Genomic DNA, 15,486 nt, shown 5'->3' on the forward strand with positions numbered 1-15,486 from the left:
GCCCCCTGTCGACTGTTTGTTTCAATCTCGTTAGCAGCCGTAAGAATGCTGTTACCGTGCACGATTTCGGCTCCGGCCCGCCCTAGCATCAGCGTGTCCGCCGAACCGTCGTCTCGAGGTGTCAAGTGAAGTCTGTCCAGCGTAAGGTAGTGGTACCCGTTCTCGCCGTTGCCTTTTCCGGAGCAATAGCGCTCTCCACATCGATCGGCTCGCCGGCTCTGGCGGCAACGTCCAGCACCCCGGGTTGGCTCGGCTCCGTCGGATCCCTCGGATCCTCGGCGGACGACTCGTATGCGGCTGTCGCACAGCGGATCAGCGCTGTCATGGCCGAGCAGGGTATTCCCGGCGCCCAAGTCGTCTATTCGGACCGACATTCCGAGAGTGCTTTCGACTATGGGCTGTCGAGCGTCGCGACCGGAAGCCCGGTGACTTCCGACACCGTATTCGAAGCGGCATCGCTGACGAAAGTGGTGGCCTCGTACGTCGTGCTCCAGTTGGTGGACGAGGGCGTACTCGATCTCGACCGTCCGCTGTCGGACTACTTCGACTATTCACGGATCGCAGCCGACCCGGCCGCGAAGCGGATCACCGGGAGGATGGTGCTCACTCACACCTCCGGCCTGCCCAACTGGGCGACCGGACCGTCGAGTCCGGAGTTCGAAACCACGCCGGTGAGTACCATTTTCGAGCCCGGGACCCAGTGGTCGTACTCGGGAGAGGGTTTCTACTACCTACAGAAGACCGTCGAGGCCCTCACCGGGACGCCGTTCGAACAACTGGTCCGGGAGCGGGTATTCGACCGGTTCGGGATGGAGGGAAGCGACCTCGTCACCAATCCCGCCTTCGACACGGTCACGTCCGTCGGCCACACTGCGGACGGAACCCCGAAGCCCGTCCGGAACTTCCCCCGGGCGAACGTCGCGTACACGCTGCGGACCACGGCGGCCGACTACAACAGGTTCATGCGCGGTGCACTCATCGGCGGAGAAGGACTCACGCCCGGCACCCGCGACATGATGTTCACCCCCGCCGGCAGTGCCGACCACGGCGGTAGCGACAAGGAGGCGATCGACCACATCGAGTGGGGGCTCGGTATCGGGCTGCAGAACAACGAACTCGGGGACGCGATCTGGCACTGGGGTGACAACGGCCCCTACAAGGCCTTCTTCATCGCGTACCCCGAGACCGGCCGCAGCCTCGTGATCATGACCAACAGTGAAAACGGCTTGAACGCGGTAGACGACGTCGTCCGCGAGTTCTTCGGCCCCAGCACGATGTACGCGACGCGGTGGATCAAGGAGGCCGAATAGGTGGTGCGGAGCCCCCGCGCGCACGATTGCCGTTCGTTCGGAGACTGACGCGCGGACGCAGCCCGAGCCGAACTCGGCCCGTTGATCGGGTCGGACGGCTCGGGCTGTGTCGGCGTGGAGCCTCGATCCGCTCATGCCCGCCAAGACGGGCGCGTTTCCGGGCCGTTTCGGCGTCGCGTTGTGGGAAGTCCACAATCTCGAAGCTCGGCGGGTCCGGCCGGGTAACGTCGGACACGGCTTCGAGCCGGCGGCACGTGGTTCACTCCGTATCGCTCGCTGATCGGGTGATGTCGCCCAAGACCGTTCGCTGCCCCGGATCCTGGCTCCGCTGCGCCACTCACCCGGTTCGGTGCGCCAGGCACGTCCTCCGACCCGGCTCTCCGGGGCGCCACCCCAGGAGGAACCATGACTCTCGCCCACAGTCCCGACAGAGCAATCGAATCGCTCGGCATCGCACTCGTCGCGATCGGCGTCGTGCTCCTCGCCCTGCTCACCCTCTATCTCGTCGGATTCGACCAGGGCGCGATCTCGCGTAGCGGGATGTACATGCACGAGCTGATGCACGACGGTCGGCACCTCCTGGGGCTCCCATGCCACTAGCGGGGTCACTCGAGAGCCTGCTGCGCGGCCTCCTGGCCGGGCTGATCGCCGGCCTGCTGACCGGTGCGGTCGCCTTCGCGCTGGGTGAACCGCACGTCGCCGCGGCGATCGCCATCGAGGAATCGGCGCCGGCCGCCGACGCGGCGGGATCCCACGAGCACGCTGCCGGAACGGCCGCGCATTCGCACGACGACGACGCGCTCGTCTCCCGGGACGGCCAACGCGCCGGGTTGTTCCTGGCGACCGCCCTCGCGGGTATCGCGATCGGAGCCATCTTCGGGGTCGTCGCGCACTACGCGAGACGGTTCACGACGCTGCCCGGTCCGCTGCTGGCGATCGGTCTCGCGGGGGCCGGGTGGCTCGCCGTAGAGGCTGTGCCGTTCTTCAAGTACCCGGCGAACCCACCGGCTGTGGGCGACCCGGACACGATCAACCAGCGAACCTGGCTGTGGCTGGCGGCGCTCGCACTGGGACTCCTGGCGGTCTGCTCGGCGGTGTTCATCGCCAAAGCACTTGCTTCCCAGAGGTACTGGACGGTCCGCGTCGGCGCCTCGGTCCTGACGTTCCTCGTGATCGTGACCGTCGGCTATCTGCTGTTGCCGGCCGTGAACGAGGTCGGTGAGGACTTTCCCGCCGCCCTGCTGTGGGAGTTCCGGATCTCGTCGCTCGCGACGCAGGCGACGTTGTGGCTGTGCCTCGGTCTGGCGTTCGCCTTCCTCGCCGAACGGGCACAGCGCACACCGCGATCCGAGCCGATCGCTTCGGGCGTCGTGCACACCCAGGCGGCCACCAGGACTACGCGACCGTAGGAGGGCACTGGCGAGGATTCGGAAGCGACCAGGACACACCCCGAACCCATGGAAGGGAGACCTCCATGACCACCGCAGATCAGGCTCGATTCCAGACGCTCACCGACGGTCTGGCGAAGATCGCCCCCGCGGAGCACGACGTACAGGATTCGCCGTACACGATCACCAACGCGCAGTACGACGTTCTGCGGCACGTCCTGCACGACGTCGGCGGACAACCCGCTCTCTCGGTTCCGTACCTGGAGAAGGGCGAAGAAGCGTGGGAGATGAACACGTACGTCACGTGCGAGTGCCTCGGCTGGCGCGGCGCCTGGAACTCGGAGATGCGCCGCCGAGCCGAGGTCGATCTCGGCGAGACGCAGTACTTCGGCTATCCCTACTACGCCCGGTGGCTCACCGTTGCCGCGAAGGTGATGGTCGACAAGGGTCTCATCCCCCTCGACGAACTCTGCGACCGCATCGACCAGGTGCGCGACCGCCTGCAGGAGGAGCGGAAATGACCCCCAAGTTCAAGGTCGGCGACCGGGTTGTCGTCAAAGACCAGACGAGCCTCTTCCACACCCGCACACAAGCTTTCGTCCGTAACCAGGAGGGCACCGTCGTGGAGCACCGTCCCGACTGGGTGATCCCCGAGGACGAGGCGTTCGACAAGCTCGAGACCGGGCGGAAGGAACCGTTCTACGTCGTCCGTTTCAAGCAGACCGACCTGTGGCCGCGCTACACGGGATTCGCCGTCGACACGCTCGAGACGGAGTGCGCCGAGGGCTGGCTCCGGCCGGCCGGAAAGAACGAGTGAGGAGGAGACGTGAGCGATCCACACAAGCCCATCCAGGCTTCCGAGGAGATCAGCGAGTTCGAGGTCCTCGAACTCGCCCTACGGGAGCTCGCCATCGAGAAGGGACTCTTCTCCGCGGAGGACCACCGTCGCTTCTCCGAGTGGGCCGAGTCGATCGGGCCGTCGAACGGCTCGAAGATGGTCGCCAAGGCCTGGACCGACCCGGAGTTCAAGAAGCGCCTTCTCGAGAACGGCACCGAGGCCAGCAAGGAGGTCGGGATCGACTGGACCGACCCGACGGGCACCGGCACTCCGAGCGACTACACCTTCTTCTACGTCCTCGAGAACACGCCGCAGGTGCACAACGTGATCGTCTGCACCCTGTGCTCGTGCTACCCGCGTCCGGTACTCGGCATGTCTCCGGACTGGTATCGCACCCCCAACTATCGGCGCCGCATGGTTCGGCGTCCACGCGAGGTCCTGGCCGAGTTCGGGCTGCACTTTCCGTCCGATGTCGAAGTGCGGGTGCACGATTCGAACCAGAAGTCCCGCTTCATGGTGATGCCGATGCGTCCCGAGGGTACCGACGGTTGGACCGAGGAACAGCTCGAGAAGATCGTCACGCGGGACACGATGATCGGAGTGGCGCTCCCCTCGGCCGATTGGGACGCGTCCGAGGCCCCCTCGGCTGGAGGTGGCAAGTGACGGCGACTCAGGGCTACGAGGTCATTCTGCGGACACTGAAGTCCGGGGGCGAACGCGTCGGGGACCTCGACGACACCGACCGCAAGCCGGATCCGTGGGAGTCCGCGATGCAGGCCACGTGCGAGTGCCTGTCGTGGCGCGGATCGTGGGACAACCTCGAGCGCAGGCACACCGAGGACGAACTCGGCGAAACCATCTACGACCAGTTTCCCGTCCACTCCCGGTCCGCGATCACCACCGCGCACACCTTCCTCGATCGCGGCATCGTGAGCCAGGACGAACTGCAGGAGAAGATGTCCCAGATCCGGGCGAGGCTCGAACGTAGTTGAGCCGGAACAGCCTCCGCCCCAATACGTTCGAGCGCTCACAACCAGGGGCTACTCGAGCGCGGCGTCGAGCGTGATGGCGACGCCGGTCAGAGCCTTGCTCACCGGGCAGGACTCCTTGGCGGCCTGGGCGACGCGGGCGAACCCCGCAGCGTCCAGGCCGTCGACCTCTGCCCGAACCGTGAGCACGATGCCGGTCAACTTGAACCCCGGATCGTCCGGCCCGAGCGAGACGTCGGCGCGGATGTCGAGGCTCTGCGGTGTGCCGCCCGCCTCCCCGATCAGCGCCGACAGCTGCATCGCGTAGCAGGACGAGTGCGCCGCCGCGATCAGTTCCTCGGGGCTGGTGGTGCCTCCGGCATCCTCCGCCGCCCGCTTCGGGAAGGACACCTCGAAGGTGCCGACTCCCGAGCTGGTGAGTTCCACCTGACCCGAACCCTTTTCGAGCGTGCCGTTCCAGGCGGTGCGCGCTGTGCGTGTGGGCATTGCAGATCCTCCTGTGTCGATCGGTCCACGTCCTCTTCGCAAACTACCCCCTGTCGTGGGTGTCTTCAGGACAGCCGGTCGGCGCGCTCGGTCGCTTCGTCGATTTCCCGATAGTGCTCGAGCAGTTCCCGCTCCTGATCGCGGCGTGGGTACGCGAAGAAGACGAGCGCGGCGCCGACCAGAACGATCGCGATGGCCGCGGCGTACGCCCGCGTGTCCCCGTCGAGGAAGGCAGTCCGGGCGGCGGCGGTGATCGCGTCGGCATACTGCGGGTACCGCTCCGCGACGTTCTCGGCGCCGGCGAAGGACTTCTCCAGCGCCGCCTGGGTCTGATCGCTGATGTCGCCCGAGTCCCCGCTGGCGGCGATGGCCGCGGCGAACGAGGCCGCGTAGCCGGCGGTGAGCAGCGCGCCGAGCACCGACTGCACGATGGCACCACCGAGGTCGCGCTGCAGGTCTGCGGTGCCCGACGCCATTCCCGCACGCCACACCGGCACCGACCCGGTCAGCGAATGCGATGCCGGTGTACCGGCCAGGCCGACGCCCGCGCCGAGGAACATGTAGCCGAGCGCGATCTTCCAGTACTGCGCGTCCTCCTTCCACAGCAGCAACGCCACCACCAGGCCGAGGACGATCGCCGTGTAACCGAGCAGCAGCGTGAACCGCGCGCCGTGCGACTCGACCAGCTTCGCCGACTGCGGGGCCACCACCACCATGACGGCCGCCGCGGGCAGACCCGCGGACCCTGCCGCGAGCGTCGAGTATCCGAGCACGTTCTGCATGAATTGCTGACCGATGAACAGGGTCCCCATCAGCGTCCCGAACACCACGATGCCCGCGACCGCCGCGACCCAGAAGATCCGCCGTCGGGCTACTCGCAGATCGAACAGCGGGAACTTCGCGCGCAGCTGCCGGATTCCGAAGGCCACTCCCGCGGCCAGCGCGACCAGCAGCATCGACAGAGCCGTGGTGCGCATTCCCGCGACAGGAGCGAAGTTGATGCCCAGCACCAGCGCCGCCACGAGTATCACCGAGACGATCCCGCCGAGGTGGTCGACGGGATCGGTCGACTCGTTGACGTGGCTCGGCACGAAGTACGCCGCGAAACCCAACGCGATCAGCGCCAACGGCACGGTCACCAGGAACACCGCTCCCCACTCGAACGACTTCAGCAGTGCCCCGGACACCAGCGGACCGAGCGACGAGATGCCGCCGCCGATCGCGGACCACAGCGCGATCGCCCGGGTCCGGCCCGGCCCCGACCAGAGCGCGGTGATGAGCGCGAGGGTGGTGGGGAAGGCCATACCGGCCGCGACGCCGCCGAGCAGACGCGCGAGAATCAACACCTCGACGCTCGGCGCGAACGCGGCGATGACGGACGCCGGCACGGACAGCACCATGCCGAGCACCAGCATCATCTTGCGCCCGTACCGGTCGCCGAGAGCCCCCAGGTAGAGCACCGAACCGGCGAGCCCGACGGAGTATCCGACGGCAATGAGGTTCAGTTGCGTCTGGCTCGCATCGAAGGCCTTGCCGATGTCGGGCAGCGCGACATTGGCGACCGCCAGGTTCAGATTCGCGACGGCGGCGACGAGGATCAGCGCCGTCAGGACGAGCGGGGCCCGGGTGGGACGGGTGCCGGCCGCTACGGAAGTCATGCGGCCAGTCCACACCATCGTGTCCGGTCACGTGGCCCGAAATGCCGATGCTGCGGAAACGAACCCGACAACTGGAATAGCGTGCTGATCATGACCGTCGACACCGATCGGACCCTCCCGGTACTCGCCGAGAGCGCATCCCGAATCGTCACCCTCGCGCATGCCGCGCACCGACGACATCTCAGACAACGCGGTCGCGGGCCGATCCTGATCGGCATCGACGGTCCCTCGGGCGGCGGGAAATCGACACTGGCCGCTCGGATCGCCGCGGCGCTGGACGACGCGCCGATACTCCGGATGGACGACCTGTACCCCGGCTGGGACGGCCTCGCCGCATCTGTTCGACAGCTCGTCCGGTGGGTCCTTTCCCCGGCCCGGCACGGCCGGGTACCGCGCTACCGGCGTTACGACTGGCATCACGGCGACTACGCGGAGTGGCGCGCGGTCCGACGGCACCGATACCTGATCGTCGAGGGCGCCGGGTCCACATGCGGCGCCGCGCGCCCGTTCTTCGCGGTCCGCGTGTTCGTCGACGCCGACCCGGACGAGCGGATGCGTCGCGCCCTGGAGCGCGACGGCGAGATGTTCCGGCCGCACTGGGACCGCTGGGCGCAGCAGGAAGCGGCACTGTTCGGGCCGGACCGGACCCGGCGCGCCGCACACGTCACGGTGTCGACGAGCTCGGCCGGCACCGCCATGTGACGATCACCGCGGAGAAACGACGACGCCCCGCGAGCCGGAAGCTCGCGGGGCGTCGTTCTGCGTGAACCTACTCGGCCGAACCGCCCTCGGACGGGGTCGTGTCACTGGCACCGGCCAGCGCCTCGGCCGGCGAGTCCGGAACCTTGACCGGCTTCGGGGATCCGTGGAACGTGAACTTCGCGTTCTCGCCGGCGCCCTCGCCGTCCCAGCCCTCGACGTCGACCAGGACGATCTGGCCCGGGCCCAGCTCGTTGAAGAGGATCTTCTCCGACAGCTGGTCCTCGATCTCGCGCTGGATGGTGCGACGCAGCGGACGCGCACCCAGCACCGGATCGAAGCCGCGCTTCGCGAGCAGCGACTTGGCCTGCTCGGTCAGCTCGATGTCCATGTCCTTGTTCTTCAGCTGCGTCTCGACGCGACCGATCATCAGGTCCACCATCTGGATGATCTCGTCCTGAGACAGCTGGTGGAAGACGATGATGTCGTCGATACGGTTGAGGAACTCGGGGCGGAAGTGCTTCTTGAGCTCGTCGTGAACCTTGAGCTTCATGCGCTCGTAGTTCGACTCCGTGCCGGTTCCCGAGGTGAAGCCCAGGCCCACGGCCTTCGAGATGTCCGAGGTACCGAGGTTCGAGGTGAAGATCAGCACGGTGTTCTTGAAGTCGACCGTGCGACCCTGACCGTCGGTGAGACGGCCGTCCTCGAGCACCTGCAGGAGCGTGTTGTAGATCTCCTGGTGTGCCTTCTCGATCTCGTCGAACAGGACCACCGAGAACGGCTTGCGGCGCACCTTCTCGGTGAGCTGACCGCCCTCTTCGTAGCCGACGTAGCCGGGAGGGGCACCGAACAGACGCGACGCGGTGAACCGGTCGTGGAACTCGCCCATGTCGATCTGGATGAGCGCGTCGTCGTCACCGAACAGGAAGTTCGCGAGCGCCTTGGACAGCTCGGTCTTACCGACACCGGACGGGCCGGCGAAGATGAACGAGCCGGACGGACGCTTCGGATCCTTCAGGCCGGCACGCGTACGACGGATCGCCTTGGAGACGGCCTTGACGGCATCCTCCTGGCCGATGATCCGCTTGTGCAGCTCCTCCTCCATGCGGAGCAGACGCGTGGTCTCCTCCTCGGTGAGCTTGAAGACCGGGATACCGGTCCAGTTGCCCAGCACCTCGGCGATCTGCTCGTCGTCGACCTCGGCGATGACGTCCAGGTCGCCCGAACGCCACTGCTTCTCCCGCTCGGCGCGCTGCGCCACGAGGGTCTTCTCCTTGTCGCGGAGGTTCGCAGCCTTCTCGAAGTCCTGCGCGTCGATCGCGGACTCCTTCTCGCGACGGGCGTCGGCGATCTTGTCGTCGAACTCGCGCAGGTCCGGCGGTGCGGTCATGCGGCGGATGCGCATTCGGGCACCGGCCTCGTCGATGAGGTCGATGGCCTTGTCCGGCAGGAAGCGGTCGTTGATGTAGCGATCGGCCAGGGTGGCCGCCGCGACCAGTGCGCTGTCGGTGATCGAGACGCGGTGGTGCGCCTCGTAGCGGTCGCGCAGACCCTTGAGGATCTCGATGGTGTGCTCGACCGTGGGCTCGCCGACCTGCACCGGCTGGAACCGGCGCTCGAGGGCGGCATCCTTCTCGATGTACTTGCGGTACTCGTCGAGGGTGGTCGCGCCGATGGTCTGCAGCTCACCTCGGGCCAGCTTCGGCTTGAGGATCGAGGCCGCGTCGATCGCGCCCTCGGCCGCGCCCGCACCGACGAGCGTGTGCAGCTCGTCGATGAACAGGATGATGTCGCCGCGGGTGTTGATCTCCTTGAGGACCTTCTTCAGGCGTTCCTCGAAGTCACCGCGGTAGCGGCTGCCGGCGACCAGCGAGCCCAGGTCCAGCGTGTAGAGCTGCTTGTCCTTGAGGGTCTCCGGAACCTCGCCGTTGACGATGGCCTGCGCGAGGCCCTCGACGACGGCGGTCTTGCCGACACCCGGCTCGCCGATGAGGACAGGGTTGTTCTTGGTGCGGCGGCTCAGCACCTGCATGACGCGCTCGATTTCCTTCGAGCGGCCGATGACCGGATCGAGCTTGCCTTCGAGGGCGGCCTGGGTGAGGTTGCGGCCGAACTGGTCGAGGACCAGCGACGTCGACGGGGTGCCCGCCTCGCCGCGGCTGCTACCGGCCTCGGCCGGCTCCTTGCCCTGGTATCCCGACAGCAGCTGGATGACCTGCTGGCGGACGCGGTTGAGGTCGGCACCCAGCTTGACGAGCACCTGGGCGGCGACGCCCTCGCCCTCGCGGATCAGGCCGAGCAGGATGTGCTCGGTGCCGATGTAGTTGTGGCCGAGCTGCAGCGCCTCGCGGAGGCTGAGCTCGAGGACCTTCTTGGCACGCGGAGTGAAGGGGATGTGCCCGGACGGGGCCTGCTGACCCTGGCCGATGATCTCCTCGACCTGGCTGCGGACACCCTCGAGGGAGATACCCAACGACTCCAGCGACTTCGCCGCCACGCCTTCACCCTCGTGGATGAGGCCCAGCAGGATGTGTTCCGTGCCGATGTAGTTGTGGTTGAGCATCCTGGCTTCTTCTTGAGCCAGGACGACGACGCGCCGCGCGCGATCGGTGAACCTCTCGAACATCGCTCTCCCTCACACTCTCCGGCAATCAGTTCCGAGACCTGCGTCTCGGCCCTCCCGCCGCGTTTCGCTCCGGCACAACAGGCTGACGGCCTCCGGAACCGATGAAGGTTCCACGACCCCACCTCATACTCTAGTGGGCTGCCTTCCGACCTGCCGCTCCTCCACCCGTCAAACGTGCGGAGCGGACCTGCATAAAGTTCTCAACGCCGCAGGTCGCGGAATCGTTTCCCGGAGGCTGTACGCCTGAAGCGAACAGCACACATTCGTCAGCGACGCAGGTCTGCAACCTTGTCCAGCGATCCCAGCTTGTGCGGGTTGCGGATCGCATAGACCCGCGTGATGCGGCCGTCCTCGACGACCACGCTCACCGCGGTGGCCTCGCCTCCGACGTCGATACGGATACCCGGCATGCCGTTGAGCCAGGTCGTGGCCGTGACGAAGTCCGGAAGCATCGCCGCCTTGGACAGGAAGGCCGCCACCCGCCGGGCACCGACGATCGGCTTGCGCGCCGCCGTCGCGATGCCGCCACCGTCGGCGACCACCACGACGTCGGGGGCGAGGACGTCCACCAGCGCCTGCACGTCGCCGGTGGAGACGGCCGCCAGGAACTTCGCGACCACCGCCTCCTGCTCGGCTCGGTCGACCTGCATCCGCGGCCGGCGCGCCCCGACGTGTTCGCGCGCGCGGTGTGCGATCTGCCGCACCGCGGCCGGCGTCTTCCCGACCGCCTCCGCGATCTCCGGGTACGGCGTCTCGAAGACCTCGTGCAGCACGAACACGGCTCGCTCGACGGGACCGAGCGTCTCGAGCACCGTCAGCATCGCGATCGACAGGTTCTCGGCCAGTTCGACATCGTCGGCGACGTCCGGGGTGGTCAGGATGGGCTCGGGCAACCATTCACCGATGTAGTCCTCCCGGCGACGCGAGAGCGACCGCAGCCGGTTCAGCGCCTGCCGGGTGACCGTGCGCACCAGGTAGGCGCGCGGGTCACGCACCTGGTCCTGGTCGACGTCCGCCCACCGCAGCCACGTCTCCTGTACGACGTCCTCCGCGTCGGCGGCCGAGCCGAGCATCTCGTAGGCGACGGTGAAGAGCAGACTGCGGTGTGCGACGAACGGGTCGCCGGTCATGTCGTCGAGCGTACGGTCAGCGGCTCGAGCCCACACGAGGCCGCGAATCCCTGCGATTCGATGCCGAACGCCGTATTGGTGCGGGTCATGAGGTTCGCGACGGCGACGAACGCGGTCAGTTCCACGAGCGCCGCCGGACCGAGCGCGTCGAGTAGTCGCGCCGACAGTTCGTCGGTGACGGTCGGCGGGGTCACCGTCATCGCCTCGGCGTACTCCAGCACGTCGCGCTCGAGCGGGGTGAAGACGTCCGACTCGCGCCAGCGCGGCACCTCCCGCGCCTTGGCGAGATCGAGCCCCTCGTTGTGGGCGTGGAAGTAGCCGAAGTCCAGGCAGAAGCTGCAGCCGACGAGGCCGGCGACCGCCATGTGGGCGAACGACTTGAGGTTCTCGTCGCACCGGTTCCACTTCTGCGCCTTGCGACCGACGGTGAAGCTGAAGTTCAGCACCTTCCGGTTGTGCCACGTCACCTCCACCGGTTCGGCCACGTCGCCGAGCATCCTGCGCGACATCCGCTTGACCACGGCGCCGTAGATGCCGGTCATCTCTGCCCTGGGGATCCGGGTATTGCCGGTCATGATTCCTCCTGCGGTTCGTGTGCTCTCGACATGGAGACACCGGCGGGCAGGCGGTTGTGACATCCGGTCAGTCGACGCGACTCGGTTCCGGCAGATCGGCGGCGTCGTTGCCGTCGTCGCGGCGGACCACCGTCATCGACCGCCGCTCGACGCGCGGACCGGAGGGGATCACGCGTTCGAGCGTTCGGTGCAGCGCCCACGCGATCGGAACGGAGAACGCCACGGTGACGACGAAGACGCCGACGGTCGAGCCCTGGAACGTCCGGTAGCCGAGCATGTCGACGACGAACTCCATCACCACGAGGTGCACGAGGAAGAGTTCGTAGGAGATCTCCCCGAGCCACACCATCGGGGCCGACGAGCACAGTCTCCCCAGCGGGCCCGGGCGATCTCCGATCACGAGCGGTGCCATCAGTGACATCGCGAACGCCAGGTACAGCGCCGATTTGGTGATCGCCTCGGTTGCGTCCGTCGGCACGATCGTCGCCTCCCCGGCCAGCGGCGTGCAGGCGAGCAGCAGGAAGTAGAGCGCCAGCAGTCCCATTCCGTAGGGGTTGCAGCGCTTGACGGTGGCCGACGCCACCGCGAGCAGCATGCCGCCCGCGAACCACGCAACGAATCCGGGCAGCCACAGTCGGGCGGTGAAGGTGATGTCGGTGTGGTGGGTTACGAGGGTCCACAGCGGGGTGATCGCGACGAGCGCGAGCAGCGCGACCGCGAGCCGCACCGGCCGCCACTGCCGTCGGCAGACGACGACCACCAGCAGCCAGCCGATCACCGGCAGCAGCAGGTAGAACGTGACCTCGACCGCGAGACTCCACATCTGGGTGAGGCCGGTGTGCAGATGCCCCGGGCCGTAGATCTGGGTGAGCGTCATGTTCCGCAGGAACCCCGACCAGCCCAGCCCGGTCTCCCCCGCGTCGTCCCGGAACAGGTAGATCGCGTACGTCGCGACGACGGTGATCCAGTACGCCGGCAGGATGCGTCGCGCCCGGTGCCACAGGTAGGTGCGCGTCGACGGCAGTTCCCGCTCCCCCGCCGCGGTCTGCAGCCACGGCCGGAACAGCAGGAACCCGGACAGGACGAAGAAGACCGCGACCCCGATCTCGAGCCTGGAGAACGCGCCACCGGCCAGGTCCGGCGTGTACCGCCCCGTCCAGAACGCCGCATGGGCGCCGACCACGAGCAGCGCCGCGACCGCGCGCAGACCCGTCAGCGACCGGATGTAGCCCGGCTCGCTCACGATCCCGCCTTCGGCGCACCGACGACGGAACCGACCGGTCCCGCGCCCACGCACAGTTCCAGCCCGGGCGTCTCGGGCGTCATGCGCAGCCCCTCCCCGGGGCCGTAGAGCCGCACGAACACCTGATTGAGTCCGGCCTCGACGGGCACCGCCACGGTGTCGTCGCTGCGGTCGAGGCCGACCTCGACCACGCCGTCCGCGCTCGCGAAGTAGTTGAGCTGGGCCGTCCACTCCCAGTCGATCAGCGGACCGTCGAGCGGCAACACCGCGCCGTCGCCCTCCACCCGGTAGCCACAGCCCGGCTCGGGGCCCTGCCCGAGATTCCGGGTCGGGGTCACCGCGGCCGGGATCAGACGTCCGGTGTCGTCGAGCAACTGCAGATAGTCGGTGTGCCGGGCGAACTCGGGGCGGTCCCGCAGCGGCGCGAAGAGGTGGCTGGTGGTGTTGTGCGGGTAGGCGACGGGCAGCAGCACCCAGATCGAGACTGGCTGGTCGAGCAGCGGAGTGTCGGGATTCGCGGCCAGCGACTGGCGGGCGTGCGCGAGGTAGTCGACCGTCGGGTTGTCGCGCCACCGCTGGACGAAGGTGACCGTCGACCACAGGCTGCTCGCCACGAACAGCACCACCAGCCCGGCCACCACTGCGGGCGACGACTTCGGTAGCGCCCGCACATGTTCGCGGCGCTGCGCGCGCACGATCAGCGCCCACCCGATGGCGAGCACGACGGCGCTGTCCGCGACGTACCGGAGCGTCTGCGCGAGTTCGTACGCGGTGCCCGGCCCGGACCGGGTCAGCACCATCGCGGCCTCGGACGCCGCGACGTACGCGACCATCGCCGCCCATACCCATCCGGTGCGCCGGCGGTAGCGCAACGACCACGCGAGCGCGGCCGCCACCGCCAGCCACCCCGCCACGACGAGCACGATCGGCGGGGTCGCCCACGGCGGGCTCGGCGGCCAGCGGTCCCACGCCCACGGGCCCCCGAGCAGCGTCGGGACCAGGCCCAGCGACGTGCCGTGGTGGAGCAGACCGGCGGTCTGGGTGGCGCTCGGGAAAACGAACCGGGACTCGGTGAACACCAGGTACGACGCGGCCCAGCAGGCGACGACCGCTGCGAGCGGGACCCACAGCGCGCGTCCCTTCGCCAGCGCCGTTCGCAGCGGCCGGTCGATGCCCTCGACGCGGTACATCAGCACCACCACCGCGAACGCGACGATCGGTACCAGTACGGACTTCTCGAAGAACGCCAGCGACAGCGCGGCGACGACGGCGCCGGACACCGCGAACCGCGGTCGCCCGGTCCGGCACAGCCGGATCGCGTCGCCCGCCACCCACGCGAGACCGATCTGCATCGGCAGCGAGTTCAGGCCTGCGGCCCACCACGCGAACGACGGAAGCGTCAGCGGCGAGAAGAGATAGAAAGTGAGGGGCAGCAGCATGACGGCGCGGGTGCCCAGCAGCAGACGCAGCACCCGCAGCACCGCGAGCGAGGCGCCCGCCTGCAGCACGATCAGCATGATCGCCGGCACCGTCCAGTTCAGCGGCGCCACGGTCGTCGCGATCCAGGCGGTCAGGAACGCCGCCGGCATGAAATGCCCGTCGTGGTCGTAAAACAGGAACGTGCCCGACGGCAGCGAGAACTGCCCGGACCTACTGACCAGGATCAGATCGTCCCAATAGAAGTCCCCCGCGAACGCGACGATGCCCCGCACCACCAGTTGCAGTCCGACGAGCCCCGCGGCGAGCGCGAGCACGTTCCGCGGCGAGAGCGGCCACCACCGGTTCCGAGCCGGGGCGGCCCCGGACTCCGTCCGCTCGCCCGTGCCTGCCTCCGGAACAGCTCGCACTCGCTCACTCCTTCCCGCACGCCCCGATCACCGCGGAGGAACCTTACCCACGCAAATTAATGCGTTTCTGAGGGTGCGACAGCCGCTCCGAGCGGTCAGCCGCCGACGATCGACGCCTCGACCACGCGCCATCGACCGCGGAGGATCCGGAGCCGACACGTTCGACACGGGGGTTGCGGCAAATGGTTCCGCGGTCATGATGTTCGGGTGGACGACCTGCGGTGAATCGATACCGTCAGCCTGCCACGCCTTCAGGAATTGAGGGCCGCTACCCATTTGCGGGCAGGCCTCATCCAGGGCCTCGATCCCGTTGTCGATCGACTGTCCGACGTTCTCCTCGAAGGACTTCGTGCCGCCCATACCAGAAATCGGCTGGGGTCGATCAGCGAAAGCCTTGAAGGCTGACGTGTGGACACAATAACCCTCGGCGAACGAGGGCGGCGCATACCCGCCCCAATTGCTCTGCACGTTGCCGCCCAGGCCGTGCACCCACAGAACACGATTAAGATGCGCCGCCGACGGTTTACACGTCCGGTCTCTCGACACCGGGGTCGACTCACCCTGATTGCCCAATTCCAGCGGTATTCCGGCAAGCCGGTTACAGGAAACCGGACGGTCCTCTCGGGCCTCTGCAGGAGCCGTGACACAAACCAGCGGGATATTCGCAAGCGCCACGCCCGCAAAGACTCGCCTCAGC

General features: G+C 67.8%; 16 protein-coding genes. 8 read left to right on the plus strand and 8 right to left on the minus strand.

Annotated elements, in window-relative coordinates:
* The first annotated feature begins 149 nt into the window (after positions 1 to 149).
* From ABEU20_RS14285 to ABEU20_RS14315, 7 genes are all read left to right on the plus strand, one after another.
* Entirely contained in the window at positions 150 to 1,310 is a 1,161-nt protein-coding gene (locus ABEU20_RS14285; protein ID WP_420165060.1) for a serine hydrolase domain-containing protein, read from the plus strand.
* Positions 1,311 to 1,715: 405 nt separating this feature from the next.
* Positions 1,716 to 1,910: a CbtB domain-containing protein gene (locus ABEU20_RS14290; protein ID WP_420165061.1), complete on the plus strand. Its 195-nt coding sequence runs from the start codon at positions 1,716 to 1,718 to the stop codon at positions 1,908 to 1,910.
* Complete coding sequence (locus ABEU20_RS14295) at positions 1,901 to 2,719, plus strand: CbtA family protein (protein ID WP_420165062.1); 819 nt, start codon at positions 1,901 to 1,903, stop codon at positions 2,717 to 2,719. The genes ABEU20_RS14290 and ABEU20_RS14295 overlap by 10 nt, the downstream gene beginning before the upstream one ends.
* Before the next feature lie 65 nt (positions 2,720 to 2,784).
* Positions 2,785 to 3,219, plus strand: a complete 435-nt coding sequence (locus ABEU20_RS14300) for a hypothetical protein (RefSeq protein ID WP_420165063.1) — start codon at positions 2,785 to 2,787, stop codon at positions 3,217 to 3,219.
* Positions 3,216 to 3,515, plus strand: coding sequence for an SH3-like domain-containing protein (locus tag ABEU20_RS14305; protein ID WP_420165064.1), 300 nt, complete (start codon positions 3,216 to 3,218; stop codon positions 3,513 to 3,515). Before ABEU20_RS14300 ends, ABEU20_RS14305 begins: the two co-directional genes overlap by 4 nt.
* A 9-nt stretch (positions 3,516 to 3,524) precedes the next feature.
* Positions 3,525 to 4,199 carry a thiocyanate hydrolase subunit gamma gene (gene scnC / locus ABEU20_RS14310; protein ID WP_420165065.1) on the plus strand — a complete coding sequence of 225 codons (675 nt, stop codon included), beginning with the start codon at positions 3,525 to 3,527 and terminating at the stop codon, positions 4,197 to 4,199.
* Positions 4,196 to 4,528, plus strand: a complete 333-nt coding sequence (locus ABEU20_RS14315) for a ScnB (protein WP_420165066.1) — start codon at positions 4,196 to 4,198, stop codon at positions 4,526 to 4,528. Before scnC ends, ABEU20_RS14315 begins: the two co-directional genes overlap by 4 nt.
* A 48-nt stretch (positions 4,529 to 4,576) precedes the next feature.
* Here the strand turns inward: ABEU20_RS14315 and ABEU20_RS14320 are convergent, their stop codons facing one another.
* Together ABEU20_RS14320 and ABEU20_RS14325 are read right to left on the minus strand one after the other, a co-directional pair.
* Positions 4,577 to 5,011, minus strand: a complete 435-nt coding sequence (locus ABEU20_RS14320) for an OsmC family protein (RefSeq protein ID WP_420165067.1) — start codon at positions 5,009 to 5,011, stop codon at positions 4,577 to 4,579.
* A gap of 65 nt (positions 5,012 to 5,076) precedes the next feature.
* Positions 5,077 to 6,669 carry an MFS transporter gene (locus tag ABEU20_RS14325; RefSeq protein WP_420165068.1) on the minus strand — a complete coding sequence of 531 codons (1,593 nt, stop codon included), beginning with the start codon at positions 6,667 to 6,669 and terminating at the stop codon, positions 5,077 to 5,079.
* A 90-nt stretch (positions 6,670 to 6,759) separates the two neighbouring features.
* Between ABEU20_RS14325 and ABEU20_RS14330 the strand changes: the two genes are divergently transcribed.
* Positions 6,760 to 7,371, plus strand: a complete 612-nt coding sequence (locus tag ABEU20_RS14330) for an AAA family ATPase (RefSeq protein ID WP_420165069.1) — start codon at positions 6,760 to 6,762, stop codon at positions 7,369 to 7,371.
* 67 nt (positions 7,372 to 7,438) lie between these two features.
* Here the strand turns inward: ABEU20_RS14330 and ABEU20_RS14335 are convergent, their stop codons facing one another.
* From ABEU20_RS14335 to ABEU20_RS14360, 6 genes are all read right to left on the minus strand, one after another.
* Positions 7,439 to 9,994 carry an ATP-dependent Clp protease ATP-binding subunit gene (locus ABEU20_RS14335; RefSeq protein ID WP_225023723.1) on the minus strand — a complete coding sequence of 852 codons (2,556 nt, stop codon included), beginning with the start codon at positions 9,992 to 9,994 and terminating at the stop codon, positions 7,439 to 7,441.
* Between the two features lie 266 nt (positions 9,995 to 10,260).
* A complete protein-coding gene (locus tag ABEU20_RS14340) occupies positions 10,261 to 11,124 on the minus strand; it encodes an RNA polymerase sigma-70 factor (RefSeq protein ID WP_420165070.1) in 864 nt (287 codons plus the stop codon).
* The gene (locus tag ABEU20_RS14345) at positions 11,121 to 11,699 is read right to left on the minus strand and encodes a carboxymuconolactone decarboxylase family protein (RefSeq protein ID WP_420165071.1); all 579 of its coding nucleotides are present in this window, start codon (positions 11,697 to 11,699) and stop codon (positions 11,121 to 11,123) included. The genes ABEU20_RS14340 and ABEU20_RS14345 overlap by 4 nt, the downstream gene beginning before the upstream one ends.
* Before the next feature lie 67 nt (positions 11,700 to 11,766).
* Complete coding sequence (locus ABEU20_RS14350; protein ID WP_420165072.1) at positions 11,767 to 12,942, minus strand: acyltransferase family protein; 1,176 nt, start codon at positions 12,940 to 12,942, stop codon at positions 11,767 to 11,769.
* Positions 12,939 to 14,789 (minus strand): hypothetical protein, encoded by a 1,851-nt coding sequence (locus tag ABEU20_RS14355; protein WP_420165073.1) that lies wholly within the window; start codon positions 14,787 to 14,789, stop codon positions 12,939 to 12,941. Before ABEU20_RS14355 ends, ABEU20_RS14350 begins: the two co-directional genes overlap by 4 nt.
* 27 nt (positions 14,790 to 14,816) lie before the next feature.
* Positions 14,817 to 15,464 carry a hypothetical protein gene (locus ABEU20_RS14360; RefSeq protein WP_420165074.1) on the minus strand — a complete coding sequence of 216 codons (648 nt, stop codon included), beginning with the start codon at positions 15,462 to 15,464 and terminating at the stop codon, positions 14,817 to 14,819.
* Between the last annotated feature and the right edge of the window lie 22 nt (positions 15,465 to 15,486).

This window comes from Rhodococcus parequi, assembly GCF_046042785.1.
GTDB lineage: Bacteria > Actinomycetota > Actinomycetes > Mycobacteriales > Mycobacteriaceae > Prescottella > Prescottella parequi.

Excerpts from the sequence above, each read along its gene's own strand:
- ABEU20_RS14330 (WP_420165069.1), top strand. The coding sequence starts at position 6,760 with ATGACCGTCGACACCGATCGGACCCTCCCGGTACTCGCCGAGAGCGCA.
- ABEU20_RS14340 (WP_420165070.1), bottom strand. The coding sequence starts at position 11,124 with ATGACCGGCGACCCGTTCGTCGCACACCGCAGTCTGCTCTTCACCGTC.
- ABEU20_RS14295 (WP_420165062.1), top strand. The coding sequence starts at position 1,901 with ATGCCACTAGCGGGGTCACTCGAGAGCCTGCTGCGCGGCCTCCTGGCC.
- ABEU20_RS14320 (WP_420165067.1), bottom strand. The coding sequence starts at position 5,011 with ATGCCCACACGCACAGCGCGCACCGCCTGGAACGGCACGCTCGAAAAG.
- ABEU20_RS14300 (WP_420165063.1), top strand. The coding sequence starts at position 2,785 with ATGACCACCGCAGATCAGGCTCGATTCCAGACGCTCACCGACGGTCTG.
- ABEU20_RS14345 (WP_420165071.1), bottom strand. The coding sequence starts at position 11,699 with ATGACCGGCAATACCCGGATCCCCAGGGCAGAGATGACCGGCATCTAC.
- ABEU20_RS14305 (WP_420165064.1), top strand. The coding sequence starts at position 3,216 with ATGACCCCCAAGTTCAAGGTCGGCGACCGGGTTGTCGTCAAAGACCAG.
- ABEU20_RS14335 (WP_225023723.1), bottom strand. The coding sequence starts at position 9,994 with ATGTTCGAGAGGTTCACCGATCGCGCGCGGCGCGTCGTCGTCCTGGCT.
- ABEU20_RS14290 (WP_420165061.1), top strand. The coding sequence starts at position 1,716 with ATGACTCTCGCCCACAGTCCCGACAGAGCAATCGAATCGCTCGGCATC.
- ABEU20_RS14325 (WP_420165068.1), bottom strand. The coding sequence starts at position 6,669 with ATGACTTCCGTAGCGGCCGGCACCCGTCCCACCCGGGCCCCGCTCGTC.